General features: G+C 37.3%; 26 protein-coding genes, 2 tRNA genes and 1 other annotated feature (1 of these 29 cut by a window edge). Of the genes, 3 read left to right on the plus strand and 25 right to left on the minus strand.

The window, feature by feature from the left end:
- Positions 1 to 35 precede the first annotated feature (35 nt).
- The 12 genes from yihA to AAG186_RS05715 all read right to left on the minus strand — a co-directional run bounded on the left by yihA (position 36) and on the right by AAG186_RS05715 (position 13206).
- On the minus strand, positions 36 to 611 hold the full coding sequence (gene yihA / locus AAG186_RS05660) for a ribosome biogenesis GTP-binding protein YihA/YsxC (RefSeq protein ID WP_161637473.1): 576 nt from the start codon (positions 609 to 611) through the stop codon (positions 36 to 38).
- Complete coding sequence (lon, locus tag AAG186_RS05665; protein WP_161637472.1) at positions 611 to 2926, minus strand: endopeptidase La; 2316 nt, start codon at positions 2924 to 2926, stop codon at positions 611 to 613. Before lon ends, yihA begins: the two co-directional genes overlap by 1 nt.
- 46 nt (positions 2927 to 2972) lie before the next feature.
- Positions 2973 to 4244 carry a trigger factor gene (gene tig / locus AAG186_RS05670; RefSeq protein ID WP_125164321.1) on the minus strand — a complete coding sequence of 424 codons (1272 nt, stop codon included), beginning with the start codon at positions 4242 to 4244 and terminating at the stop codon, positions 2973 to 2975.
- A gap of 114 nt (positions 4245 to 4358) precedes the next feature.
- Positions 4359 to 5048, minus strand: a complete 690-nt coding sequence (locus tag AAG186_RS05675) for a DUF3196 family protein (RefSeq protein WP_331835837.1) — start codon at positions 5046 to 5048, stop codon at positions 4359 to 4361.
- 71 nt (positions 5049 to 5119) lie between these two features.
- Entirely contained in the window at positions 5120 to 6118 is a 999-nt protein-coding gene (locus tag AAG186_RS05680; protein ID WP_161637470.1) for a sugar-transfer associated ATP-grasp domain-containing protein, read from the minus strand.
- Between the two features lie 60 nt (positions 6119 to 6178).
- Entirely contained in the window at positions 6179 to 7006 is an 828-nt protein-coding gene (locus AAG186_RS05685) for a G5 domain-containing protein (RefSeq protein ID WP_342621384.1), read from the minus strand.
- 153 nt (positions 7007 to 7159) lie between these two features.
- A tRNA-Arg gene (locus AAG186_RS05690) sits at positions 7160 to 7235 on the minus strand.
- Positions 7236 to 7293: 58 nt separating this feature from the next.
- A complete protein-coding gene (locus AAG186_RS05695; protein WP_161637468.1) occupies positions 7294 to 7764 on the minus strand; it encodes a metallophosphoesterase in 471 nt (156 codons plus the stop codon).
- Positions 7761 to 8510 carry a glutamate racemase gene (murI, locus tag AAG186_RS05700; protein ID WP_228410210.1) on the minus strand — a complete coding sequence of 250 codons (750 nt, stop codon included), beginning with the start codon at positions 8508 to 8510 and terminating at the stop codon, positions 7761 to 7763. The genes AAG186_RS05695 and murI overlap by 4 nt, the downstream gene beginning before the upstream one ends.
- Complete coding sequence (gene uvrC / locus AAG186_RS05705; protein ID WP_342621385.1) at positions 8497 to 10269, minus strand: excinuclease ABC subunit UvrC; 1773 nt, start codon at positions 10267 to 10269, stop codon at positions 8497 to 8499. The genes murI and uvrC overlap by 14 nt, the downstream gene beginning before the upstream one ends.
- Positions 10266 to 12554 (minus strand): Smr/MutS family protein, encoded by a 2289-nt coding sequence (locus AAG186_RS05710; RefSeq protein WP_342621386.1) that lies wholly within the window; start codon positions 12552 to 12554, stop codon positions 10266 to 10268. The genes uvrC and AAG186_RS05710 overlap by 4 nt, the downstream gene beginning before the upstream one ends.
- Entirely contained in the window at positions 12547 to 13206 is a 660-nt protein-coding gene (locus tag AAG186_RS05715; protein ID WP_331835829.1) for a CvpA family protein, read from the minus strand. Before AAG186_RS05715 ends, AAG186_RS05710 begins: the two co-directional genes overlap by 8 nt.
- A gap of 80 nt (positions 13207 to 13286) precedes the next feature.
- Between AAG186_RS05715 and rnhC the strand changes: the two genes are divergently transcribed.
- On the plus strand, positions 13287 to 14174 hold the full coding sequence (gene rnhC / locus AAG186_RS05720) for a ribonuclease HIII (protein ID WP_342621387.1): 888 nt from the start codon (positions 13287 to 13289) through the stop codon (positions 14172 to 14174).
- Here the strand turns inward: rnhC and AAG186_RS05725 are convergent.
- The 7 genes from AAG186_RS05725 to AAG186_RS05755 form a co-directional block, all read right to left on the minus strand.
- The gene (locus AAG186_RS05725) at positions 14161 to 14640 is read right to left on the minus strand and encodes a dCMP deaminase family protein (protein ID WP_161637463.1); all 480 of its coding nucleotides are present in this window, start codon (positions 14638 to 14640) and stop codon (positions 14161 to 14163) included. The genes rnhC and AAG186_RS05725 overlap by 14 nt on opposite strands.
- Positions 14641 to 14649: 9 nt before the next feature.
- Positions 14650 to 15849, minus strand: a complete 1200-nt coding sequence (locus tag AAG186_RS05730; protein ID WP_342621388.1) for a rhomboid family intramembrane serine protease — start codon at positions 15847 to 15849, stop codon at positions 14650 to 14652.
- Positions 15849 to 16757: an RluA family pseudouridine synthase gene (locus AAG186_RS05735; protein WP_161637461.1), complete on the minus strand. Its 909-nt coding sequence runs from the start codon at positions 16755 to 16757 to the stop codon at positions 15849 to 15851. The genes AAG186_RS05730 and AAG186_RS05735 overlap by 1 nt, the downstream gene beginning before the upstream one ends.
- Entirely contained in the window at positions 16750 to 17211 is a 462-nt protein-coding gene (gene lspA / locus AAG186_RS05740; protein WP_161637460.1) for a signal peptidase II, read from the minus strand. Before lspA ends, AAG186_RS05735 begins: the two co-directional genes overlap by 8 nt.
- Before the next feature lie 83 nt (positions 17212 to 17294).
- Complete coding sequence (locus AAG186_RS05745) at positions 17295 to 18308, minus strand: alpha/beta hydrolase (protein WP_342621389.1); 1014 nt, start codon at positions 18306 to 18308, stop codon at positions 17295 to 17297.
- Positions 18305 to 18823, minus strand: coding sequence for an isochorismatase family cysteine hydrolase (locus AAG186_RS05750; protein WP_161637458.1), 519 nt, complete (start codon positions 18821 to 18823; stop codon positions 18305 to 18307). The genes AAG186_RS05745 and AAG186_RS05750 overlap by 4 nt, the downstream gene beginning before the upstream one ends.
- Before the next feature lie 52 nt (positions 18824 to 18875).
- Complete coding sequence (locus tag AAG186_RS05755; RefSeq protein WP_161637457.1) at positions 18876 to 20216, minus strand: MATE family efflux transporter; 1341 nt, start codon at positions 20214 to 20216, stop codon at positions 18876 to 18878.
- Between the two features lie 124 nt (positions 20217 to 20340).
- Between AAG186_RS05755 and AAG186_RS05760 the strand changes: the two genes are divergently transcribed.
- Positions 20341 to 20425 (plus strand) — tRNA-Leu (locus AAG186_RS05760).
- Between the two features lie 175 nt (positions 20426 to 20600).
- Complete coding sequence (locus AAG186_RS05765) at positions 20601 to 21539, plus strand: IS30 family transposase (RefSeq protein WP_342621390.1); 939 nt, start codon at positions 20601 to 20603, stop codon at positions 21537 to 21539.
- 35 nt (positions 21540 to 21574) lie between these two features.
- On the opposite strand, the gene AAG186_RS05770 is transcribed toward AAG186_RS05765, so the two are convergent.
- The 6 genes from AAG186_RS05770 to AAG186_RS05795 all read right to left on the minus strand — a co-directional run bounded on the left by AAG186_RS05770 (position 21575) and on the right by AAG186_RS05795 (position 26255).
- Positions 21575 to 21973, minus strand: coding sequence for a hypothetical protein (locus AAG186_RS05770; RefSeq protein ID WP_161637456.1), 399 nt, complete (start codon positions 21971 to 21973; stop codon positions 21575 to 21577).
- A gap of 92 nt (positions 21974 to 22065) precedes the next feature.
- Positions 22066 to 23649 carry a hypothetical protein gene (locus AAG186_RS05775; RefSeq protein ID WP_342621391.1) on the minus strand — a complete coding sequence of 528 codons (1584 nt, stop codon included), beginning with the start codon at positions 23647 to 23649 and terminating at the stop codon, positions 22066 to 22068.
- On the minus strand, positions 23639 to 24337 hold the full coding sequence (locus AAG186_RS05780; protein ID WP_161637454.1) for an ABC transporter ATP-binding protein: 699 nt from the start codon (positions 24335 to 24337) through the stop codon (positions 23639 to 23641). The genes AAG186_RS05775 and AAG186_RS05780 overlap by 11 nt, the downstream gene beginning before the upstream one ends.
- Before the next feature lie 70 nt (positions 24338 to 24407).
- Positions 24408 to 24839 carry a hypothetical protein gene (locus AAG186_RS05785; protein WP_342621392.1) on the minus strand — a complete coding sequence of 144 codons (432 nt, stop codon included), beginning with the start codon at positions 24837 to 24839 and terminating at the stop codon, positions 24408 to 24410.
- 32 nt (positions 24840 to 24871) lie between these two features.
- Positions 24872 to 25489, minus strand: a complete 618-nt coding sequence (locus tag AAG186_RS05790; protein ID WP_161637452.1) for a cyclase family protein — start codon at positions 25487 to 25489, stop codon at positions 24872 to 24874.
- 247 nt (positions 25490 to 25736) lie between these two features.
- The gene (locus AAG186_RS05795; protein WP_125164301.1) at positions 25737 to 26255 is read right to left on the minus strand and encodes a tryptophan transporter; all 519 of its coding nucleotides are present in this window, start codon (positions 26253 to 26255) and stop codon (positions 25737 to 25739) included.
- 91 nt (positions 26256 to 26346) lie between these two features.
- Positions 26347 to 26435 (minus strand) — a binding site (T-box leader); it runs 147 nt beyond the window's last position.

Below are 26435 nucleotides of genomic sequence, written 5' to 3' on the forward strand. Positions count from 1 at the left end.
GCGATGTCATTGACATCGCATTGCAGTTAATATTGTTAAATATTTTGTTCAATAAATTTAATGATCGGTTCACGCGTTTCATTTTTTAATGATGAAAACTCAAGTACCGTAACATCCGGGAATTCCTTAAAGACATCACGCTTTATGTTATTGATCTTGTTCCTTGATAATTTATCGACTTTTGATAAAACAAGAGCATAACGAATTCCGTAATGAATCGCAAACTCAATCATCATTAGGTCATCTTGGCTTACACCACGACGAACATCCACAAGGACAAGCATGACGGATGGATGACGTAATTCAAAGTAACTATCCATCAACGTCCCATAATGGATTTGCTCTTGTTTGGAACGATTTGCGAAACCATAACCTGGTACGTCCGTTAAAATAACTTCATCGTTAATATGATAGAAGTTTATTAAACGGGTTTTCCCAGGTGTTTGTCCAACATAAGCTAACTTCTTACGGTTTGTTATCGCATTTATCAACGAAGATTTCCCTACATTTGATTTACCTACCATAACAATTTCTTTTTGTCCCGTCTCAGGAAATTGAGACGAATGCGCAGCTGAGATAATCAACTGCGCATCATTTGTCTTCCACGCCATTAAATAAGCGCTTCTTTCAACACTTCATCAATGGTTTCGCATGGAATAAATGTTACACTTTCCTTAACAACATCTGGAACTTCCGCTAAGTCTTTTTCATTGAGTTTTGGAATGACAATTCGGTTAATGCCTACACGATGTGCCGCTAGGGATTTCTCTTTTAAACCACCAATTGGCAAGACATTACCGCGCAATGTAATTTCACCAGTCATCGCAAGGTTTGCACGCACTTTATTTTCAGTTAAAGCACTGATTAATGCCGTCGTAAAGGTTACACCTGCCGAAGGACCATCTTTTGGAACAGCACCTTCTGGTACGTGAACTTGGACATCATGTTTTTCAAAGAAATCCGGAGCAATATTCAAACTGCGAGCATGACTCTTAACATATCCCATTGCAATTTCTGCCGACTCCTTCATTACATCACCCAATTGTCCCGTAACCACAAGTCGACCCTTACCTTCGTACGTTGTTACTTCAATTGGAAGTACATCACCACCAAATTGAGTATAAGCAAGACCTGTTACAACACCAACTTGATCTTTCTTCTCTTTTTGGCCATATTCGAAAATAATTTGTCCTAACCACTCTGTAATTAGGTCTTTATTGATTGTGATTGTTTTCTTACCATCTTTGAGGATTGCAAGAACCGTTTTTCTACATAACGACGCAATGACACGCTCTAATTGGCGAACCCCTGCTTCGCGTGTGTAGTGACGAATTACATATCGTAATTGTGCATCACTCATACGGAATTGAGATTTTTTAAGTCCGTTTGATTCCAATTGTTTTGGTATTAAATGTTCTTTCGCTATATTAAGTTTTTCTTCTTCAGTGTATGAACTAAGTTGAATAATTTCTAAACGATCGCGTAACGCTTCAGGAATATCCCCTAAGTAGTTTGCAGTCGCTACGAACATAACATTTGATAAATCATAAGGTTCTTCTAAGTAGTTATCGCTAAACATTTTGTTTTGTTCAGGATCCAACACTTCAAGCATCGCACTTGAAGGATCGCCCTTATAATCTGACGCCATTTTATCAATCTCATCAATTAAGAACACTGGATTCACAACACCCGCTTTTTTCATTCCCTGAATAATACGTCCTGGTAATGATCCAAGATAAGTACGACGGTGACCACGAATTTCCGCTTCATCACGCACACCACCTACAGATGCTTTTACAAATTCACGACCAAGTGAATCCGCAATTGATTTCGCAAGTGACGTTTTACCAACCCCTGGAGGCCCCACTAAACAGATGATTGGAGCTTCTAAATTCCCGGTCATTTCTTTAACCGCAAGATACTCCATAATACGATCTTTAACTTTATCCAAACCGAAGTGGTCATCATCAAGTTTTTCACGCACAAGATTTAAATCTTTAATATCTTCCGTTTGTTGCCACCATGGTGTTTTTAATAGCCATTCTAGATATGAACGAACAACACCCGACTCACCTGAGGCTTGTGGTAACATTTCATAACGACGCAATTCCTCCATCGCTTTTTCTTTAACATATTCTGGATAAGGATTGTTCTCGATCATTTCACGGAATTCATCGCTATCCTCGCCAATATCACTGACATCACCCAATTCTTCACGAATTGCGCGCATTTTTTCACGTAAGTAATATTCACGTTGGTTTTCTTCAACACGATCTTTAACCTTTTCGTTAATCGTGTTTTCAATCTGAGCAAGCGTATGCTCGCGTTGAATCTCTTCGATAATCATTAGAAGACGTTCGTTTACACTTAATTCTTCCAGCAATTCCTGCTTGCGTTCAAGTTGAAGTGGGAAGTATTGAGCAAATTGATCACTCAATTGTGAGGCAGACACGCCCATCGTTAATTGATTAACAATCTCAGTAGGGATTGTTATATTTTGAACAGAAACCTGTTCAATTTCATTCGTAATACGACGAACTAATGCCATTTCTTCGTTTTCTTCGCCAATAATATCATCTAAAGATGTTACTGCACCGAAAAGCATGCGTCCATCATCGTTTAATGTGTCGATTTTAACACGTTTTAATCCTGTAAATGTAACACGTAAAAATCCTTGTTTACGTTTTACGGCTTTAATATTAACAAGTGAACCATACTCAAAAAGTTCGTCTTGACGCGGATCGTCCACAAGAATGTCTTTTTGACTTACAAGCACGACTTGTCCATTAAAGAACTTTTCTGCTTCGTCAATAGCATTCATGCTCTTGTGACGGCCAACTTCAATCATAATTTCTTGTTCTGGAAACACAATAACACCGCGCGTTGCAACAACAGGAACGCTTATTGTTATATTTTTTTCGCTCATAGCAATCCCTCCTTTAAGGATAAAAAAGACGCTAAGCGTCTTTTAATTAAGCAAGAGTTTCTTGTACTAGCTCCATCGCTTTTCGTAATAAGATATCGTATCCGATAGCATCAGGTGAAACTAAGTTTTTAACTTGGTCAAGTTCCATACCGTATACTTCAGAAATTGTTGTAAATTCTTTTTCAATTTCTTCGTCTTCTACTTTTAATCCTTCAACTTCAGCAATTTTTTCAAGTGTTAAGCGAGTACGTACACGTTTTTCTGCATCTTCACGCATTTGTTCTTTAACATCTTCTTCTGATTGTCCTAGAATTTGTGAGTAAAGATCGAAGTTCATACCTTGTTGTGCAAGACGTTGGTTGAATTCATTAAACATTTGGTTTAACTCTTCTTCAATCATTGCTGCAGGAATATCAATTTTTGCATTATTTGAAATTGTTTCCACAAGTTCTTCATTTACGCGATCTTCTTCTGCTTGTTCACGTTGTGCTTTTAGATTTTTCTTAATTGAATCTTTAAGTGCATCTAATGATGTAATTTCTTCATCATCTAACAATTCAACAAACTCATCGTTTAATTCTGGTAACACTTTAGTTTTTACTTCGTGTAATTTAACTTTGAAGACAACTGGTTGACCAGCAAGTTCTTCTACATGGTATTCTTCTGGGAAAGTGATATCTAAATCTTTTTCATCTTCTGAAACCATACCGATCATTGCTTCTTCGAAACCTGGAATAAATGAGTTTGAACCAATTTCTAATGTATAGTTCTCACCTTTTCCACCCTCAAATGCAACGCCGTCTTTAAATCCTTCAAAATCCATTACAACTGTATCGCCGTTTTCAACTGCACCGTCTTTAAGTTGTAATTCTGCTTGTTCTGCTTGTAATTTTTCAAGCTCAGCTTCGATATCTTTTGCAGAAACAGTAATTCGTTTACGTTTGATATCAAGACCTTTATACTCACCTAATTCAACTTCTGGTTTAACAGTAACGATAAATTTCAATGTTAATGCATCTTCAGTCATTGCTTCGATGTCTAATTCAGGTGTTGCAACAGGTTCAATTTTTTGTTCAACCATACCTGCAACAAATGCTTCATTAGCGATGGCATTAACTGCATCCATCATAATCATTTGTTCGTTTACTTGTTTACGAGCTAATTCTTTAGGTGCTTGTCCTTTTCGGAACCCTTGAATTTCAACGTTTTTAATTGCATTTTCTAAAGTTTTATCTTGTGCTTTTTTCCAAGCTTTTTCTTCAACTTCAACAGTTAATAATCCTGTTGAGTTTTCATTTAATGTCCATGTAGATTTCATGTTTGTCCTCCTAGTACTTCACTATTATAACATAACTTTTAGCACAGTCAACACACGAGTGCTAAAAACTTACCACCACTCTATTTTAACCGAAATGAGTGGGGATTGCATTCTTTATACTTTATACAAATAAGTGTTCACTGTATCCAATATTTCCTCTGCTTTTAATTCATCAATTGACACTGGGAATGCATCGAGGACGCGTTGTTCCAAAGCACCAAGACAAAGAATTAATAAACTCGGGTTTTCAGACTCAAGCATATCACCCAACTGTAATACACATGCTTGATACGCTTCTGATTCAAATGGATTTTCCAATTGAGATGTATCAACCACCTGCTCCGTCATTTTTAACTTTAAATTCAATTTCAAATCAATCGACTGATCAATCAAGAAAAATAATATTTGTTTTTTGATCCAATCTTCGATGTACTCATCTGCAAGCCATTTTTTTATATGAGGGAGTTCATTACGTAGGTTCATACGTTCCAAAGAAATAATGGCCTTTTGTTGTAAAAGTTCATTTCCACGTAATGCTTCCTCTAAGTCCTCAATATCTTCATAGTATTTACTTGATGGGCTTGTATCGATTCGTATCGAATCACGAATGGATTGAAACTGCGTAAAATATGGTTCGGGTACATAAGGCATTCTCAATTCTTCATCGATAAGCACAAGTGCTTCACGTGTTTTTCCTTCATCAAGAAGGCTTTGAATTGAGTTCATGCACGTTTCATAATAGTTGTTCATACTTTTCCTTTCATACTGTTTCATTTTAACACACTTTTGTTTGATAAAAAACAAAAGTAACGCATTTGTTTTCGTTATCTTTTAAAAGGGTACAAAATCAAAAAAAACCTCGACAATGTCGAGGTTTAAATATCGATTACTTTTCGGAACTTTGGCAACAGCCCTTCCTTTGAACCCGTTAAACTTGGTTTCATTTGGAATACACCGGTATTGTAATTTCCTTCAATGAGTGAAGGTCGTTTTTGACCCACAGCAACATCCCAACCAACATATTGAATCTGAGGAACCTCACGCGCTGCGCGATCTAGCATCTCAACAATTTCGTCGTAAAGAGGTACTTGGAAACCAACAATATCAGTACCGGTAATTGGATGTTTATCAAAGGCAACGGCATCTTTATCAAATGCTGGATACAGCACCTTACCACCATCATCCAAAACGGTATACATACCACCCGCACCAAAATTGTCCAAATGTCCACCATTCCCAATTTTCAAGACCCCTTCCAACACATGAACATCTTTACCGTCAAAGAACGTAATCATGCGAAGTGTATTAACACTTTCTGGATAAAGGGATGACATGGCTTCATGCTGAACAAAATACTCTTCAATTAAAAATTGACGGCGTTCCATACGTTCTTTTTTAAAGGAGTCAAAATCCTGAATTTCAGAAGTTACAAATCGTTCGACACCATATCCCATCAAACTATCAGTAACCTTAGCCATCACAACATCATGCCCCTCTAAAAAAGCCTTAATTAATTCATCAGATGATTCTCGTAAGTCCACAAAATCACGCCCGATATATTCTCGGAACACTTTATTAAATTCTGACTTATCCGCAAATTTATGTCTAAACTCTTTTTGATTATACTTTACTATAATTGAGTTTGCGATTCCCCCTGTGATAAACGTTTTTCGTTCAGCACGATTCAATAAATAAAACTCAAACTCAAAATAATCAAGATAACCCGATTGATAGATAAACGAACAACCAATCATATCAAGAAGAATCACAAGTCTAAATTTTCCTGTTTCCTGGTGAATTATACCTGCAATTCGCCACATGTTTTTATAATCCAATGCTTTTAACCTTCTAAAATAATATTTTATACGTCCCATGCTTTACCTCCACATACCTCATCTATAATAACCTTTGTTTCCATTTCAAACAAGACCGTTTCAATATCCAAACAATTGCACCCAATACCAATTTCCATCAGATGCTTTATAAAGAGCACAAGCACCCGATTTAAAATCATCTAAAATGTTTGCACGATGACTTGGTGATTCCATAAATCCACTGATGGCACTATCAACTGAAAATGCCCGTTTTGCCAAGTTTTCAGCAAAAATCAACTGTGGATTTAAACTATCCCATGAGCTTCCATCAGGTCGTCGATGTTCAAAACTTTGTTCTAAATCCACTGCACGAATCCCAGCGTATTCAAATAAGGATTCCGACCACGTTAAAGGTTCTAACTGATGTTCACTTCGAATCTGATTCACACGTTGAAACATTAAGAGCGATTCCTCTTTATTAATGTACTCATGATTCACAACAACCTCTTTAATGCCAACCCGTGTAATTTCATCTACGGGTTGGTAAACCACTTCGGTATATTCCATTGTTGAGTCAATTAAATCATTATTTTTATAGAGTTCTTTGTAAACAGTACGCTTAAGACCCAGTTCTCCCTCTTGTTCAATTACCGTTTCGCCTTTATTAAGTCCATCATCATTTTTTTCTATCGTATCAAAGGGAATCGGTGTTTCTTCACTACGAACATTCTCCACAAAATGATCGCCTTCCTCAATCTCTACATCATCTTGTTTTTCACGCTTTACAAACTTTGAAACCTTAAATTGATCCGGCTTCTTTTTTATAATCTTTGGGGGCTCTTGTTCCACTGGTTTCTTGGATACACCTTGAAAATATCCAACACCACAACCTAAGCAAAAAACTAATAATCCAAAAAATCCAATAATGTGTTTCTTTTCTACTTTCATATGCCCCTCCATATAAAGTTCTTGTATAATTGTACTAAATTTTCACATAAAATCCTATTGTTAAACTCATTTTATCGTGTAGATTTTATTATATGTGAACTTTTTTGGAAAACATAAAAAAAACACCCTAATTTAGGTGTTATCGTTTAACATTGGCGTCCCCGGAGAGATTCGAACTCCCGACCACACGCTTAGAAGGCGCGTGCTCTATCCACTGAGCTACGGAGACAAATTGTGCTCTATGCGTCTACAATAATATCATTAAGACGCATAGAATACAATGCTTTTTATAAATCTCTTTCAAATAATTCTTCGACGGTCACTTTATCATCTGTAATCGTGATTTTTGCGAAACATGTCGGCGATCCGTCACGATTATAATAGAGTGAACCGGGATTGATGAGTAGTATCCCATCGACATCTTTCACAACCGGAACATGCGTATGACCGTAACACGCAATGGTACAACGGTGTTCCTTGGCCAAGGCAATAATATCCTCTTCGATATGACGGTAACGCATTAAATGACCGTGCGCTACAAAAATACGGGTTCCCTTAACCTCAACAACTAACGATTCAGGGTACTTATAGAATGTATCATTATTACCGGTCACTGCATGGAAGGGTTTCATGGATTCAAGATCAAGTTCATTATCGCCACAATGAATGTAGGCATCTGCATGAGGATAATTCTGTAAAATCGCATCGAGAACTTTTTTCTTACCATGGTTATCACTGCAAACGATAATTTCTGTCATATTGTTTCCACCTTTTCTATTGATTTAAAGAGACGTTCTATTTGACGTTCCATTTTATGAGCGTCACCCGTTGTATAGGTTTGACACACTGATGAGTTAAACGAATAATTCATTTCAATAAATTCACGAATCGGTCGTTTGGAATCATGAATATTTCCCTTATATATTTTTCTAAAGACATCTTCTACTAGTGGAAAATGCGTACATCCAAGAATCAAATCGGTTGCCTCAAGAATTGGCGTTAATTCATTCCGAAGGTATGTTTCTAAATCTAAATTTTGATTTAGACCTTCAATAATATTAACCAATTCAGGGAGCGCAAGTTCTTTAACCGATCCTGATCCTTTTTCATGAATCAAATTACGATATGCATGGGCATTAAATGTGGCAAGTGTCGATACAATTCCCACACAAACATCATCTGTCAAATCAATTTGACCAACGGTAAGTTCAATGATACCAATAAGATTCATATCGGGAAAATGTTTACGTACGGTTGTCAGAGCAACCGCCGAAACTGTATTGCATGCAATGACGACATCTAAAATCTCTCGATCATGGAACCATTGCATTGCATTGATGGTGTACCCAATGATTGCATCATCCGATTGATTCCCATAAGGTGCATGCTTTTGATCTGCATAGAGCACCAAAGAGACTGGATCAAGATTTTGTTTTAAGTATTGATAGACACTGTAACCACCCAGTCCCGAATCAAAAATTCCCAATGTACTAATTTTTTTCATGATAATCATTCCAATCTATATGTAGTATATCATACAAATCAATCGCAACATCCTCCGGTAAAACCGTCTTCAAAGTTTCTAAGGATGCTGCACGAATATTTTTAAGTGATCCAAATTTCTTATATAGTTCTTTTTGTCGAACCTTCCCTAATCCACTTACTTCATCAAGAATTGATCGAGTCATTGCTTTTTTCCTTAGGTTACGATGATATGTAATCACAAAGCGGTGCACCTCATCTTGCATTTGCATAAGGAAATTAAAAAGGGAGCTGGTTTTATTGATTGAAATCATGCTGCCATCTTCACGCATTAAAGCATATGTACGGTGACGATCATCTTTAACAAGAGAACACACCCTTAAATTCAATTCGAGATCCCTTAAAACCTCCAAAGCCGCATTAAGCTGTGGTTTACCACCATCAACCAACACTAAATCTGGCATTGGCTTCTCTTCACGTAACAAACGGAAATAACGTCGATACAAAACTTCCTTCATGGATGCAACGTCATCATTACCTTGATGCAACTTATACCGTCGATATAAGTTTTTATTTGGCTCCCCATCATCATAAACAACACACGCTGATACTGCGAATGAACCCGAAATATGTGAGTTATCAAAAACTTCAATACGATGAATCAAAGTCTCCATACCTAAAGCATCACTTAAATCCTTCAACGCTTCATCTTTGAATTGTTGACGTTCACGAAGTAATGAGAATTGATCATCGAGCTGTTGTTGTGCATTTTTTTGGGTAATCTCCAACAAGGTTTTCTTCTTACCTCGAATCGGAATTTTGACTTCAGCCTCTAAAACATCCCCCAACTCTTCCGCATCGACAACGTTTGGAACATAAATTGTTTTCGGTAACGGTTGATTTTCATAGAATTGCGCAATAAAAGAGACAAACGCATCGAGGGGCTCCTCCATGCATGCTTCAACCGCCATACTGCGCTCTAATAAACGACCACCACGAACAAACAATCCGACAATTGCAATGTAACCTTGATAGTAGGCGTAGTGGAACAAATCAAATCGTTCGTTTAAAGAAAACTGAACTTGTTGTTTATCACCAATATAATCAAGAGCGTGCAATTTTTCTTTATAGACTTGAGCCAACTCAAAATTTAAAGATTCACTCGCCTCTAACATTTTTCGCTCTAATTCTTCTTTAAAGGGTTTTATATTGCCATTCAAAATACTCATAACATTTTGACGCCAAACATCTAATTCTTCTTTTGAATAACGTTTTCCCGTTCGATTAAATGCACTGTAAATGGCTAATGTGTTGGGTAATAAGGTATCTCCTGTAGGCACAGAATCGTTTAGAAGCCGCGCCATATCACGGGCTGCAGTAGCATCTGGATACGGTCCAAAGTAATGAAATTGCTTTGATTGCTTTCGATCGCGAGCGACCAAAACCTCGGGTTTACCCTCACGTGGTACTTTAAGATATGGATATGATTTATCATCCATAAAGATAATATTGAATTGAGGACGGTGTTCTTTAATTAAATTAATCTCTAGAATTAAGGACTCTTTCTCCGTACTGGTTATGATAAATTCAAAATCAGCAATCTGACGTACCATGCGCGTTGTCTTATGATCATGGGCACCTGTAAAGTAGGAGCTTACGCGATTTTTTAATTTTTTCGCTTTTCCCACATAGATGATTTCCCCATTTTTATTTTTCATAAGATAACAACCCGGCTCCATCGGTAGTCGTTTCAGTTTTTCTTCAATTGTTGTATGGGTCATTGTTTTAATTTCACAATCGTCGCACCCATACCACCGTCACCAACACCACCTAATTCAAAGGAGCCTACATGTTTATTACGACGTAGTGTTTGATGAACTGCAGTACGAAGTTGTCCCGTCCCATGTCCATGAATAATTCTAAACGTTGGTACTTTATGAAGTACACACTCATCAATATATTTCTCAACTTGAGGTATAGCCTCCACAACACGAAGACCGATAATATTCAATTCTGTTTTAAATGAAGATCTCGCATTAACACTATGACTTCGTGTTGGTTTTGCTTTCACCTTTTTCGCAGGTCCAGCAATACGAGTGAGCTTGCTTAAATCAACATTTACTTTTAAACCACCAATCGAGACAAAGGCTGTGTTTTTTTCAATTGAATCCACAATACCAACTTGGTTGGTGGATTTTAACTGTACACGATCACCCTTACCAATGGTCTCATCAACAGCTGTTTCTGCTTGCAATGATTGAATTTGCTTAACTGCTTTTTTTCGAAGGTCAGGACGATTCGTTTTATTTAATACATCCAATTGGCGTTCCGCCTCTTCAACCATCTGTTCCAATAATGCTTCATTCTCTTCACGCAAGGCTTGTTCTTTACGAACAAACTCAGCTTCAAGTGCTTTTTGTTTCATCAATGCTTCGTGCTTAAGTGTTTCAATCGCTTCTTTTTCTTTTAGAAGCTCTTGTTCAAGCTTATCTTGTTCATTAATTTTCGCTTCAAGAATTTCTAATAAATGATCCGCTTCATATTGACCTTCTTGTTTGTATTTAAAAGCACGGTCAATAATGTCCGCTTGTAACCCTAGACGCTTCGCAATCGCAAAAGCATTGGATTCACCCATTACATTTTCACGATAACGGTATGTTGGTTTAAGATTTTGCAAATCAAACTCAACACTTGCAATCAGAATATCGTCATATTGCGTTCCGTATTTTTTAAGTCTTGAAAAGTGTGTCGTCGCAATAACCCAACAACCAACCGATCTAAAGTGATCCAAAATAGCCATTGACAAACTTTCCCCTTCAAGAGGATCCGTTTGCGATCCCAATTCATCAAGCAATACAATGGATTTGGATGTTGCTTGAGCATTCACTTGCGTCATTGTTTCCATATGAGCAGAAAAAGAAGATAATGATTTTTCAATTGACTGTTGATCACCAATATCCACAAACACTTGGTCCACTAACATCACTTCTGCTGATTCCGCACAAATTGGACAACCCGCTAAAGTCATGAGAATCGATAACCCCATTGTTTTCAAACTCACACTTTTCCCCCCTGTATTGGGACCACTAATTAAGATCATTTTATGAGGTGGTGTTAAGGTATATGTATTCGCGACAACTTCTTTCGGATTAATAAGAGGATGACGTGCATTTTTTAAGTTTAAACGATCTTGGGTCAAGGTCGCTACCACAGCATCATTGTGTGATCCCCATTCTGCTTTCGCAAAAAGACAATCGATGATTGCGACCGTATCAAGATCTGCGGTTAACTGTTGAGCATCTTCCGCAATTAAGTTTGATGTTTCACGACAAATACGTTCAATTTCATCATGTTCTTGATGGATGAGACTTTGATATTCATTTTGCATTCGCGCTAAAAAGGCAGGCTCAAAATAAACCGACTGCCCACTTGCGGATTCACCATAAATTGTTCCTTCAAGCTTATACTTATCTGAAGGTTTGACTAAAAATGTACGACGACCATGTTGGAGTGAAACGACGGCTTCGCTCAGCATTGCCCGATTTTTTGTTAAAAACTCTTGTGTTTTATTCTCAATATTTTGTTCCAGTGCTTTGCTTTGGCGTCTTAGTTCGCCCAAATGAGTACTTGCACGATCTAAAACTTCACCTTGTTCTCCAAAACAATGCTCAATATGTTTCAAAGTTGATGCTTTCACTTCAAGACTTTCAAATAAATCCTCAAGTGCAGGATAAGACCCTTCTAAATTTCTAAATTGTTTTTTTAGACGTTCAAGACCTTGCATAAAGCGTCCGACATCTACGATATCTTCTACGGATAAAGTACCACCCTTTTCAGCAAGGGTTAAGGCATAGGACACATCGGTAATCCCTCCAAAGGACATTGAGCCATTCACAACCACTAATTGCAACGCATCTTTAGCACGAGCCAAATCACGTTTTACGATTAATGAAGAAAATGAAGGAACCGTATTCAAAACCGCTTCCTTTCCCAAGGAAAAAGATGCGAAATGAGCGATGCGCTCAAGCACTTTATCGAACTCTAATCGAGACGATGTATTATTCATATTTTTCTAGATACTCCCTAATCTGTATTTCATTAAAACCATGTTTTTCAAGCCACTTGACCATGGCTTCTTGTTGACTTGGCGATAATTGTTGATCTGTAATAATGCTTTGAATTGCAGTATTTTGATTCATGAAATCATCAAAAGCTCCTAAAACTGGTTTTGAAGCCTTCTCAACATAAACGAGCCACGTGTTATCGATCACTTCCTGGCCATTTTTGATGATTGGTGTCGTCAATATAACGCAGATCAAAACAAGTTTAAGTGCAAAAAACACGACACTAAAGACCCCTCCAATTGCTGAGTTTACTTGCTTTACTAAAGGGACTTTTGAGATTACCGTTGCAAGTGGTGTTACAAGCATTAAAACGATACGAATCACAATAAATAGAATTACAAACCAAATCAACTGATTCATTTGATGTACAACGAGTTGATTAATGGTTAAAAACCCCGTTCCCGATGCTTTGAAGAATTGGAAAACTTGCACAAAAACCGGTGCAAAAATCCATGCTGCAAAAAGAGATACAAATGTTCCAACAACATCAACAAGTTGCAACAACAAACCTTTCTTGTATCCAATGTATAGGGTCACCGCAAACCATATTATAATAACCCCATTTAAGTAGCCCATCCAATCATTAGGAAACATCACCATAAAATCACTCCTTTTGTATTTTTATTTTAAGGGTTCAACTGTTCATTTCATAAAAAATAGTCTATATTATTAGTATGACAACTATTACATTAAAATTAACAGATAACCAAATTAACGAATTAAAATCACGATACTCAAAATCTCCGATTCGTTACGATATTCAGTACACTCACTTCCAAATTAAGGGAAGTGATGTAACCATTACAGCCTATACCAGTGGTAAGGTTGTTTTCAGCGGGGAAGGCGCATCTTTTCACGCTTCATCCTATTCAGAACAGCCTGCAAAACCACAATCTAGTGTTGCTTCAACATCGAAGCTCAAAGGTTCTATGGCAGGAAGTGATGAAGTCGGTACCGGAGATTACTTCGGCCCCATCACGGTGTGTGCTTGTATTGTGAATGAATCCGACTTATCACGCATTCCCGTTTCGGAGATTGTGGATTCGAAGCAAATGACGGATGATAAAATTCGAAACATCGCACCGATTCTGAAACGTGAGCTTCAATACAGTCTTCTTATTCTCGATAATAAGAAATACAACCGTGTCCATCCAACTATGAACATGAATGTTATTAAGGCAAAGCTCCATAATCAAGCTTTTTTAAATTTAAAAAAACGCTATGTAATGCCTCCCTATGCAATCATTGATCAGTTCATGGCTGAAAAACCTTACTACAATGCCCTTAAAGGCGAACCGGAAATCTTCAGGGGATTAATCTTTGAAACTAAAGCCGAAAACAAATATATTGCCGTCGCATGCGGTGCAATCATTGCGCGATTTGGTTTTTTAGATTACCTTGATAAACTATCCAGCAAATACGACTGTACATTCCCCAAAGGCGCCGGTCCTCACGTTGATGCATTTGGTAAAGAATTTGTAAAGCGTTATGGCAAAGAGGAACTCGAAAATGTTGCTAAGGTTCACTTCGCCAATACACAACGCATTCTTAACGATGTGTAAGCGAAACCGCGATGGGTTTATCAATCTTACGATAGGAAACCCCTGCTGCATCAAGCATGCGTTTTGACACTAAAACAGCATCTGTTTCTGCATACTTATCATCTTCATAAACAATTTCTTTAATACCGCTTTGAATAATTGCTTTTGAGCACTCATTACATGGGAATAAAGAAACGTAAATTGTACACCCCTGTAACGATTGGGTCGCATTGAGAATTGCATTCAACTCTGCATGAACGACATAAGCATATTTCGTTGTTTGAAAATCTCCCTCACGCTCCCAAGGAAACGCATCATCACTCAATCCCGTTGGAAGGCCATTATAGCCAATTCCAACGATTTTTTTTTGCTGATCCACAATTGCGGCACCAACTTGAGTTGAAGGGTCTTTTGACCGTAACGCCGACAAATGAGCCAAGCCCATAAAATATTCATCCCAAGAAATGACATTATCTCGTTTACTCATACGATTCCCCTACTTCATAAAACCGCTTAAGCGGTTTGCATAATTTTTAAATCCAAGTTCATACCAACTATTAATCACAGACATATCCAATCTTGGACTGGATAAGGTTCCAGCATGCTGAGTCATTACAATTCCAATCCCAACGACAAATACTGACGATAATACCATGGTTCCTTTACGTAAATAGTCCCAATCTTTTCGTTTTGAAAAAATAAGTCCACACAACACTCCAGCAATTAAACCACCTAAGTGAGCCGTTGCACTCACACCAGGTAAAGTACTAATAATTAAGTTAATAAATAACACTTGGAAAACTTGAGACATAACCTTTGGATTACGCATTGCTTTTGTTTCAACCAAATAAACGCACATTGCACCCAGCAAGGCAAATAAACCACCACTGATACCAAGTCCAATAACACCCTCATCGAGAATAAAAACAAATGCATTCCCCATCAAAATTCCAGCAATCAAGGTAAATAAGTACTTTTTACCTTCCATCACCGTTTCCATCACCACACCTAAATTTCTTAGAGACATCAGATTCATAATCAGGTGAAGGAACGAAATATGAAGAAATCCTGCAGTTAAAAAACGGAACCACTCATGAGCATGAACAATAAATGGTTTATAAAATGCCCCCAACATAACCGCAACCGTATTGATGTTTAACCCAGGCACTAAGATTAAGTATTGTGCAATTAAGAACACCACAACACAAATAATTGAGATAACATTGGTTACAGGAAATGAGCGATAACGTGCTTGTTTTTGCATTTTTCCGATTGTTTTTTTCAGACTAAGAACCGCTTTTGACAAAGAACGATCCGGATTTTGGCTTACTTTTAGTAACCCCTTCAATTCACCATAAGAATCTAAGATTTGCGACGATGAAATATAATTCGGTCCAACAACCACATTCAAATCATCCCCAACTTTGTCTTCTTGATTCACACTGATATTAAGACCCTCTGCCTTCGTCTTAAACACGAGTGCAAGGCTTTCACGGTGCTTTGAAATCATTGCACGATCAATATTTGAAAGGGATGTCGAAGTAACCATGACTATCGAATTGTCCTCAACATTTTGATTCACAAGCCATACCTGTGAACTGTCTTGAGTCATTGAAACCATTTGATATTGAAAATGCTTCATAAAATAGTTTGCGACTTCAATTACCCATGCATCATATTGAGACTTTGTATACATTAATCTAACCTCCTGATGTCCTCGATTACATCTTTCATTGTTTGAGGTAATTCAGCTTCAAACGTCATAACCTCTTTTGTAATGGGATGCGTTAACGATAATTTTTGAGCGTGCAAACATTGACCGTTTGTATCCCATGTATTTTTATAACTATACGTTTGGTCACCTACAATTGGATGTTTAATATACTGAGCATGAACACGAATTTGATGCGTACGCCCTGTATCTAACTTACAACGCAAGACGCTATAATCGTTAAACCGTTCTGTCAAATAAAAATGCGTTACTGCATGCTTACTGTTTTGATCTGTGACAGCCATGCGTTGACGGTTTTTGGGGTCACGACCAATTGGCGCATCAACCGTTGCACTTTGATGTTTAAATTGATGATGAACAATTGCAACATATTCTCTTGAAATAAGTCGTTGTTTTAAGTCTTCAACTAAAATTTCATGCGCTTCGTTTGTTTTTGCTACAACTAACAAACCCGTTGTATCTTTATCAATTCTGTGAACAATACCTGGGCGAAGTTCGCCATTAAGATTACTTAACTGCGTTGTGTGTGCTAACAAGCCATGAACCAACGTAGGTTGATTTAAGGTTGATGGTGATGGGTGCACAATTAACCCTTTTGGTTTATTCACAACAAGGATTGCGTCATCTTCATAGACGATATCCAAATCCATCGCGACGGGAACAATCGAAATTTGTTCTTCCGTAATTTCATACTCAACAACGTCATCTTCTTTTAAGCGAAGGTTCGGTTTAACCGCATTCCCATTCACTGTTATTTTTCCATCTTTAATCCATGTTTGTAAAACACTGCGTGAATAATCTGTTACAGCAAGTGCCATATACTGATCAATACGCATTCCATCAAACATTTCTTCTACAATTAATTTATTCATATTTTTGACCTCTTTCATCGAGATAGAGTACGATTGCTAGAATGCAAACCCCTACAACCAAACTCATATCTGCTACGTTAAATACAGGAAACTGATATCCAAAGATATTGAACGCAAACATATCACGTACATAGCCATAAACTGCGCGGTCAAACAAATTCCCAAAAGTACCTGCAAACATTAAGGCAATCGCTGTCAAAATGACAGGTTTATCTTCTTTTACATAATAATAGGCGAGCACAATGCATACTGCTGATGCAAGAACGATAAACAGCCATTTTTGACCATCCAACAAGCTCCATGCTGCTCCTGTATTACGTACATACCGAAGTGAGAAAAATCCGGGTATAACGTGTAACGATTCCCATAATGGAATTGTTTTGTCGATCCATGTCTTAGATAGCAAATCGATCACGATAATTACGACACTTAATAATCCTAAACGTTTCTTCATAACTTCCTCATTTCATGTGTTTATTATAACATTATCGCATATTCATTGCATATATAAAACCCCATCAAAAAAGATGTGAGCCTTCACACCTTCTTTGTATAATTATTTAGAAATCCAACAAATTCTTCAAATGTATGAACCGAATACGGATTATCCATTTTAAATTGATACTCATGACCTAAAACATCTGCCACACCTTCATAAAAGACAGAAGTGACTGGAACATCGAGCGATTCCAATTTTGCCTGCATTTTTAAGCCATCTTCCATGAAACTCATTTGATTACCGTCAGTAATAAATGTCGGTGGAAAATCGCTCGTTACATGATTAAGAATGGACAATGATTCAACATAATCGGTATCCATCCATGCCTTTTCACCCATATAAGCCCACGCTAAACGGCTCACAAAGAAATCTAAAATACCAGATGAAGACTGCATATTTAAAAGACCATTTAAATCATAGGGACCACAAAACAATGCCATCCCTTTGACAGAACTTGGATTTAAAGTTACATTTTGATTCAATTTTTGGGCATACGCCGGGTCCACCTGAACCATCATGAATTGCGAGATTATGTGTGCCCCCGCAGAGTCGCCCGCGAGAATAATATTATTGATATCTAAACCAAAGAGATCCGCATGGGTTTGAAGATATGTTATGGCTTCACCAACTTGGTGAACTGGGGACGGATAAACCGCCTCTGGAGCGAGGTCATAATTAAGATTAATAACACGATAGCCTTGATGCGCTAATTGAACCGCATACTCATAATTATCGTGCTTATCACCACCCACAAATGCACCACCGTGAACCCAAATAATCGTCGGCAACTTCTGGGAATTTTTCGGTCCAAACAAATCAAAGGTATTTCTTCCAGCAGTGGATTCATACGTTAAATCGGTGTAAGCATCAACTTCAGATTCAATCAATTCATAACCATGTGGTTTTACCGCTAACCCGCCTTCAAACACTTTTCGAATAAGATATGCTGAAGGAGATGGATCCACAATAAAGTAAACAGCAACGCCACCTACAATTAAAAGAACCAAAGCTAATACAGCTAAAAGTCCGCGCTTAATACTCGCCCGACTCATCGAATCACATCCACATGTAAACCTTCAAGGACATCAAAGGTCTTTTGATTTAAAAGAGGATCGTAACTGTCTGTACATGATGCATCTACAAGAATGCGGGATTCGGGACACGCAGCCTTAACCATCACACACGTGCTAATAACACAGATATTCGAAACAAGACCCATCACTTCAATTTCATCATAATTTTTTTGATCTAAATAATTCCCCAACTCCAACGATGCAAACGTCGGTTTATTAAAAATAATTGAATCCGGCTTAATAAATGGCTCTAACCGCGCATCCAACGCCCATCCATGAGACCCCAAAATACAATGTTCAATTGGTAATCGACGTCCTTCTTGCGTCTCAAGATAGTTTGAACCATGCGTATCACGTGTGAACACAACATCACAATCTTGCTCATTTTCTAATTTTTGGATTATATTCATAACCACTTGGTTTGCACCTTCAAAACCAAGTGTCCCCGATACAAAGTCATTTTGAACATCAACGATAATGTTTAATTTTTTCATATTGTCCACCCTTTTTATTTTATTGTAACATAAAAAAGTCCTCGTTGGAGGACTATGCTTTTTCAAGCCATTTTGAAGCTTTTGAATAAAGAAGCGTAAGAATCATTGAACTGATCCAGGTAACAGAATAACTCCAATATACCCAATCAATGGAATGATTGATTCGCATCATGATAAATAAGAATATTTGTCTTAGGATGGTGAAACACGAAATCATGATAATCATCGGAACCATTGTGAGGCCTGCACCACGTAATGCACCACTCAAAATACTTGTTGTGCTGAGTGCAAAATAGAATGGCACCATAATCCGTAACATCCGTGCACCATATACAATAACCATCGGTTCAGGTGAAAAGAAACCAATGAGTTGATCTGCATAGATAAACGTTGGAATCCCGATAATAATAACGATCCCGACCGCTAAAACTAGAGCAGTACGAACCCCCTCCATAATACGTTCTTTACGTCCAGCTCCAAGGTTTTGACCGGTAAAAGTCGTTATTGTTAACGAAAAACTTTGAGTTGGCATGGATAAAAACGCATTAAATTTATCCGCCGCACTAAATCCGGCAACGGCTGCAGAACCAAAGGCATTGATATACGATTGTACCAAGACATTAGAAAATGAAACTACAGTCTGTTGAATTCCAGTAGGAATTCCCAATCGAATAATTTCATACAGTTTATCTCGATGAATACGAATATCTGTCATCTTGAGTTGATAAATATCATCAACGCGTAGTAAATGCATCCAGACTAAAATTGCAGATGTAAGCTGAGCAATTAGTGTTGCAACCGCAACACCTAAAATTCCCATATCAAAAACAATAACAAACAATAAGTCTAATGAAACATTTATAAGACTTGAGATGCATAGATAAATTAAGGGATTGCGTGAATCCCCGATTGCACGTAAAATACCTGCTCCGGAGTTATAAATAACAAGACCGGTTACACCCCAAAAATAAACTCTTAAGTAAAGTGTTGCAGGTTCCATAATATTTGCGGGTGTCTTGAGCCACCCCAGAAATATTGGGGACATTACGGAACCGAAAAATGTAAGAAAAACACTTACAATCAACGAAAACGCCATAAAGGTATGAATCGAATCATGCAATTCTTCATCTTTCTTCGCCCCAAAATATCGAGAAATAAGAATACCCGCACCAGTCGAAATCCCCATAAACAAACCAATAATAACGTTACTTAGAGGCGTACTTGCACCAACTGCCGCAAGCGCTTCTTCACCCACATAGTTTCCAACCACAAAGGAGTCCACGGTATTATAAAGTTGTTGGAATAGATTCCCAATCAAAAGCGGAATTGAAAACAAGAGCATTTCTTTCCAAATGACGCCCTCTGTCATTGACGTCTTTTTATGAATTTTCATTATAACCTTCCTTCTTAACCATAAATATTATACACGATATTTTACGTAAATCATTAAATTAGCCACTTTTAATCTTGCACATTGTTTATTCCAATGCTATAATACAAAAGCAGTTAAGTGCAATGCACCAGTGGCGGAATCGGTAGACGCGCACGCTTGAGGGGCGTGTGACGCAAGTCGTGTAAGTTCAAATCTTATCTGGTGCACCAAATATATCTTCAAACCAACTTCGGTTGGTTTTTTATGTTTTAGTCAAGAATTGACATAATAAAAACGAGGACATCTAAGCCTCGTTTTCCTAAATTCAAATCTCAACCGCACCACCCAAGGTGCGGTTGTTTTTGTATAATAAAAGGAGCCCACCCGACTAAAAGGAGCTCCCATATGAAGTATAAACAATTAGATAAAAAAATGAAAGACCAAATTGATATTCTATTAAGCATCGGCTACTCTATGCGCAAGGCAGCACGTAAACTCAATATATCTCATTCTACGATTTCTAGATATAAAAATAATGTCTATAAGAAACGAACGATTGATATTCGAGAAAAATATTCCCACCTAATCGAATATCTGCATTCTCACTATGATCCTAAAGTTCATTCGGTAGAAGTATGCTTGAGTAACTATAAACGATATCATCCATATAAACCGTGTGTTTCATCGCAGCAAGTCTATAACTGGATTAATCAAGGTAAACTTGATATAAAACCAAATAAAATGTGCTATAAACGTCGAAAACGTAAAAAGAGAATTAGTGGAATGATGAATCACTTGAGATGGAACTTGGAAGAGAAAACAGTACTTCCAATTAGCCTTAGACCTAAATACATTGAGAAACGTAACGAGATTGGCCATCTCGAAATCGATTCTATAATCGGTAAGAAACATGAATCTGCAGCGATTATATCCATTGTAGACCGCTGCTCAAGAATGACCTGGCTTATTAAAGCAGAATATCGATATGACTATTACACATCAAACTTAATTCGAAAATTTATTGAAGAGAATAATATAACAACGAAATCGATAACAGTAGATAATGGACTTGAATTTAAAACATTAGGGATTACAGCCAAGCGGTTGGGTGTGAAACTATATAAGTGTGATCCATACTGTTCTTTTCAACGTGGAACCAATGAAAGAGCGAATGCAATCGTGAGAAGGTTTATACCAAAAGGAAAATCAATGTATGATATAGCGCAACAATATCTTGATGATATTTGCTTCAAAATTAACTCAATGCCGCGAAAAATATTTGACTTCAAAACGGCCTATGAGATAGACTTTAATAAAAGTAAAAGTGGTGCGGTTGAGATTTGATAAAAGATAAAAACGAGGACATCTAAGCCTCGTTTTTATTGTCGTTGTTCCACTGCCTTTGCCATAATTCGATAGCCTTGATAAACCCCACCAAATCCACCAATTATTAAAAAATTAATCACACCTACGATATGAACAGAATTATGGTCTAAAGGCGATGAAAGCCATGCACCTAAATTATTAAACCCCACTCCAATACACATCGTCATCGCCAGCATGACCAAAATATGTTGTTGATCATCATTATGTGTATAGAGTGCATAGCAGTTCACAAAGGTTATCGCGAGATACATTGCTCCCAATTCACGCTGCCATCCAAAATCAAAACCCCAAATTGAATTTTCAATCATATAACTTGGGAAAATCAAATGAGACACCGCGGCGATAAAAAACACACCTGTCATGACCATTAAATACCCTTTTCTTCTTTTCATCAATCCAGCTCCCCTGCATTTTCTTAATTATAGAGAAGATATCCTCGGGGTTCAAGTCTCTTACTCGTTTATCGAAATTTGTCCGAATAAAACTATTTCCTGATTTTGAAGGTTTTCCCTGAAAACATTCGTACACAAAACACACCCAATACAAAATAGACGGTTGTAATAATAGACAGCCATATATTTAGATTCGGTACTGAACTTAGACGATTACCATTATAAGCAACCATCACCACAAGAATCTTCATGAGGTTGTAGAGTATTCCCTTCTCTTGCATCGATTCATTGTAAGGTTGCAACGTATAATACATCAGTAGATTATGAACACTGAAGAAGATGCTTAAAAGTATTAGGGTAAGTATAAACATCATGACTTCACCACGTACTGGTACAATGAATTCAACTGAAACCATAAAAACCACACCCAAGATGATTGGTAAAAGTGGAATCAAATTCAGTGTTACAAGCGTTCCAAGCCGCCCAAGAAATTGTTTCCAAATAATTTCAGGACGACGATAGAAAGCGTAATTCAATAATTTCGAATCACAGTTTAGATAATAAGCACGGGTCATCGATTCGCCAATATTCAGCAAATAGACGACAAAAATATAAGGTCCTATCGATTTAAAAATCTCCGTAGAAAGTGTTTTCGAGACATCAATAAATTCATTAGGGAAAAGAATTCGCATTCCCCATAACACCACGATACTTAGGAGCATTGCCGCCAAAATAATTACAAATCGGAAACGCAAGGGTTTAAACCATAGGCGCCGGTGACGTTCAAGAAAAAGTCGATTCAAAAGACTGTATCCTTCTTGATGATTCAAAACACGATTCGATCGTTCAAGATTGTAATCATCATCAATGCGTAACGATTCCTGTGTTGTTTTAAGATTTATCTCTGCAAGGCTTTCATCAGGACGTGTACGTTGAAGCATCGTGAGTCCATATGCTTCATGTATATCCGATGCATTAAATGGATTGCGAATTATAAATCCAATTGCACCGACGACAGTGATGCATGTCACAATCAAGAACAAATGATCCGATAAGAGGTTCAATAAATATAGACCACCTACACTCAAAGTAAGCACCAGCATAAATCCTATTTTATAACTTCCTTTAATTTTCTCGTGGTATCGATCGAAATAGGTTAAATCAATGCCTTCCGCGATAATTTTGGACGCCATCACAAACAGTCCCATCATCAATGCAATCCAAAAACTTTGGTTATACATTAAAACGGTAGACATCATCACGATTGCGTAAAGCATCCGTTCAGTGAAGTCATTTCGCATACGAAACATGTAGTAAGATTGATAATCCACTTTGAAGGAACGTATTAAGGTCCACTTCTCTTTAGAGTCATCCGTCGATATGGTGTTGATACAGCACCCAAGCAACACCAAGAGCAACCAAATAAACGCAATCGGAACGGATGGAAATATTTTCGCAATCAGACCAAAAACAATAAATAGATAAACAAATTGATTCACGACGATTCGTATAAAATGAAAAACCGATACAACGCGCCCCAGTTTCTTTTTTTGATCCGTTTTTTCATAAATATTGGCATAGATGACTTTACGTAGTGGTTTAATCGAACGAAGGTAGTAAATAAATTGATTTGTTCGATTTACCCTTGTAATATCCTTTAAAACATTATGATTCATGATTATCACTTAAGATATGAATGATATCTTCCTCAAACGAAGGATCATGCAATCGCCCAAAATCTAAGATGGATGCTTCACCGTGATGTAAGATAATCACCTCATCACAAATATCCTTAGCGATCTGCATCATATGGGTTGATAAAACCATAATACAGTCTTCTTTAAGCGCTACGAGTTGACGTTTCATTTCAATGGATGCAACCACATCAAATGAAGTTAATGGTTCATCAAGAAAGAGAACTTTTGGCTTCAACATCATAATGCAGAGCATCTGAAGCTTATTACGCATTCCATGTGAATAGTCTTTGATAAGTTTATAACGGTCATCTTGATTGAATTGTATTGTATCAAAATAAGAATGAACATCTTCTCGTTTAAATCCTTGATCCTTATGAATATCAATAAAAAATGTCAGAAATTCAAGTCCTGTCAAAAACTCAGGCAACATCGGATTTGTATAAACAAACCCGACATCTTGTTGGGTTAAGGGTGATCCATCCTCAAAACAAACCGTCCCTTGGTCATAGGGAATTTCTTGACTAATACAGTTAAAAAATGTTGTTTTCCCTGCTCCATTGCGCCCCAATAACGCATAAATCTTTCCCTTTTCAAGCGTTAAATTAATGTCCTTCAAAACTACTTGTTGATCAAACGATTTTGAAAGATTATTAATCTCTAATTTCATAGTTCCACCTCTGTATCGTTATACCAATACAATACCACAACGCATTTATCGAAGCAATAAAAAATGCACGTTAATACGTGCATTTAAAATTTTGTTGTGTGCGATAAGTCTTTAACGCTTCAAAAGTTAGAACGGACTGATTAAATGTTGTGGAAACAAGATGCAATTCATCCGAACTCATCATATCAAAAACATAACGATGAGAAATTAAAAACGTTCCTTGATTAAAATCTTGGTCTGTACTTAACATGGTAAACCGCAACGATTCTTGATTCAAAATTTCCTTGAACATCACGATTTCCTTTTGGGGTAATTGCGTTAAAAACCAGTCATCGATATTTTCCTTTAAATCACTGATTTGAAAAGTATGGAGACGCTCAATTGTATAATTATCCGAGATTGTATCACGATACGTTTCATGGATTAGACTTCCATCGACAACATAGTCTTTTTCGCAGACGAAGTTTTGATGTGTTTGACAGCCTGTAAGTCCAAAAAGCATCACAATACACACATACGATACGTTACGCCTCATTATTTTAAAACAGCATAAGCACGAACAGGACTTGCTTCTGCTTCGATTTTGAGCGGCACTGCCGAAATAATAAAATCTTTATGATAGCGTAATGAATCTAAGTTGTTGAGATTCTCCAAGATCATAATATCCGCATCCATAAGAATATTATGGACATAATAAGGTTCCAAATCAGGTGATGGAATATCCATCCCTACCATCTTAATTTGTTTTTCCACAAGAAACATTGCAAGTTCCTCAGTAAAGACTGGATGATCTTCGAAATACGCTTTCTCACCACGGCGCTCATCAAATCCAGTATAAAACACGACGACATCCCCTTGATTCACCAAGAGCTCGTAATCCGGTTTATAACCAATTTCTTTTTGATTGCGAACATCAATCATAACGCCACGACCAATAAACCGGTCAATGGGGAAATTACTGATAAATCGCTCATCACTTGATAAGTGCATGGGAACTTCCACATGAGTTCCTGTGTGCAAGGATGCCGTCACCGAATAGTTTGTGTAGCCGTCATCTTCAAAACATGCATCCAAGTCAAATTTTGTTTTCGTATCGCCTGGGAAGACCCCAGTTGCTTCATTAAATGTTTGTGTTAAATCGATCAGTTTCATATATTTTATCCCTCGTTCCTATTATAACGAAAAACTATGTGAATGCTAGTGTGAAATTATCGGATTTATACACATAATCAAAGCGCACTATCAACGTATAAGACTTTTTAATCTCAAAACACACACTGATACAATCGTGTTCCATGGACGTATACCCACTCTAATCTTCTTAATCAAACTTATCTTTAAAAACACAGAAAATAATCTGATCCAAAACATTATTTTTTGATACGAAACCATCTCATATTTAATAATGAAGATTAGGCTCTTTTTTCGGTTGAATGCGTTCCATCACCTTTGAAATTAGCAAAACAAGGATGCTATTTACAACCATCGCCGGAAGAATGATACCCAATAGGAAAAATTGTAGCGGGAGGGAAATCCCACCCAGAACTTGAACGATGCTTAAAAAAATCAAGCCGGATATACAAGTTCCAAGACACGTAATCAAACACGACGAAACCTTTAAATCCAATTTTCTAACTAAGAATTGGTATCCATAGAAGACAAGTGGACCGGTAATGAGTTTATCGATGACATTAGCAACTTCCCCACCAGGCATTGCCGTGGTCATGGCAGTCAAAAAGCCACAAACTATACTTACAACGATAACCTCTCGAAACGATTGCAGTCCAAAAAGTGCAAAGAAAAACATCGCAAGCATAAAATCGGGTTTCATAAAACCTACGGTACCCGGGACCGTGATATGTAATACAAGACCCAGTGTTAAAAACAAGGTCGAAAGGGTTAAATTTTTGATTTTCATATGTTTCGCTCCTTTATCAAAATGATTCAACAAACACCAATCACTTCATACCACGGTCATCACCTCCCTAAGAACAAAAAAAACTTCACCCATACAGGGCGAAGTCTTCGCGGTACCACCTGAAACTCTACGTAATCTACGTAGCTCAATAGGAATACTATCATATTCCTGCCCATTTAA

It is taken from the genome of Erysipelothrix sp. P66 (assembly GCF_038682365.1).
Lineage (GTDB): Bacteria > Bacillota_I > Bacilli_A > Erysipelotrichales > Erysipelotrichaceae > Erysipelothrix > Erysipelothrix piscisicarius.

Coding starts and splice junctions, on each gene's coding strand:
- AAG186_RS05680 (WP_161637470.1), bottom strand. CDS start 6,118: ATGGGACGTATAAAATATTATTTTAGAAGGTTAAAAGCATTGGATTAT.
- AAG186_RS05715 (WP_331835829.1), bottom strand. CDS start 13,206: ATGTTTCCTAATGATTGGATGGGCTACTTAAATGGGGTTATTATAATA.
- AAG186_RS05795 (WP_125164301.1), bottom strand. CDS start 26,255: ATGAAAATCAAAAATTTAACCCTTTCGACCTTGTTTTTAACACTGGGT.
- AAG186_RS05770 (WP_161637456.1), bottom strand. CDS start 21,973: ATGAAAAGAAGAAAAGGGTATTTAATGGTCATGACAGGTGTGTTTTTT.
- AAG186_RS05725 (WP_161637463.1), bottom strand. CDS start 14,640: ATGAGTAAACGAGATAATGTCATTTCTTGGGATGAATATTTTATGGGC.
- lspA (WP_161637460.1), bottom strand. CDS start 17,211: ATGAAGAAACGTTTAGGATTATTAAGTGTCGTAATTATCGTGATCGAT.
- lon (WP_161637472.1), bottom strand. CDS start 2,926: ATGAGCGAAAAAAATATAACAATAAGCGTTCCTGTTGTTGCAACGCGC.
- AAG186_RS05775 (WP_342621391.1), bottom strand. CDS start 23,649: ATGAATCATAATGTTTTAAAGGATATTACAAGGGTAAATCGAACAAAT.
- uvrC (WP_342621385.1), bottom strand. CDS start 10,269: ATGACCCATACAACAATTGAAGAAAAACTGAAACGACTACCGATGGAG.
- AAG186_RS05755 (WP_161637457.1), bottom strand. CDS start 20,216: ATGAAAATTCATAAAAAGACGTCAATGACAGAGGGCGTCATTTGGAAA.
- AAG186_RS05730 (WP_342621388.1), bottom strand. CDS start 15,849: ATGTATACAAAGTCTCAATATGATGCATGGGTAATTGAAGTCGCAAAC.
- murI (WP_228410210.1), bottom strand. CDS start 8,510: ATGAAAAAAATTAGTACATTGGGAATTTTTGATTCGGGACTGGGTGGT.
- rnhC (WP_342621387.1), top strand. CDS start 13,287: ATGACAACTATTACATTAAAATTAACAGATAACCAAATTAACGAATTA.
- yihA (WP_161637473.1), bottom strand. CDS start 611: ATGGCGTGGAAGACAAATGATGCGCAGTTGATTATCTCAGCTGCGCAT.
- AAG186_RS05790 (WP_161637452.1), bottom strand. CDS start 25,489: ATGAAACTGATCGATTTAACACAAACATTTAATGAAGCAACTGGGGTC.
- AAG186_RS05685 (WP_342621384.1), bottom strand. CDS start 7,006: ATGAAAGTAGAAAAGAAACACATTATTGGATTTTTTGGATTATTAGTT.
- AAG186_RS05735 (WP_161637461.1), bottom strand. CDS start 16,757: ATGAATAAATTAATTGTAGAAGAAATGTTTGATGGAATGCGTATTGAT.
- AAG186_RS05750 (WP_161637458.1), bottom strand. CDS start 18,823: ATGAAAAAATTAAACATTATCGTTGATGTTCAAAATGACTTTGTATCG.
- AAG186_RS05745 (WP_342621389.1), bottom strand. CDS start 18,308: ATGAGTCGGGCGAGTATTAAGCGCGGACTTTTAGCTGTATTAGCTTTG.
- AAG186_RS05785 (WP_342621392.1), bottom strand. CDS start 24,839: ATGCTTTTTGGACTTACAGGCTGTCAAACACATCAAAACTTCGTCTGC.
- AAG186_RS05695 (WP_161637468.1), bottom strand. CDS start 7,764: ATGACAGAAATTATCGTTTGCAGTGATAACCATGGTAAGAAAAAAGTT.
- AAG186_RS05710 (WP_342621386.1), bottom strand. CDS start 12,554: ATGAATAATACATCGTCTCGATTAGAGTTCGATAAAGTGCTTGAGCGC.
- AAG186_RS05780 (WP_161637454.1), bottom strand. CDS start 24,337: ATGAAATTAGAGATTAATAATCTTTCAAAATCGTTTGATCAACAAGTA.
- tig (WP_125164321.1), bottom strand. CDS start 4,244: ATGAAATCTACATGGACATTAAATGAAAACTCAACAGGATTATTAACT.
- AAG186_RS05765 (WP_342621390.1), top strand. CDS start 20,601: ATGAAGTATAAACAATTAGATAAAAAAATGAAAGACCAAATTGATATT.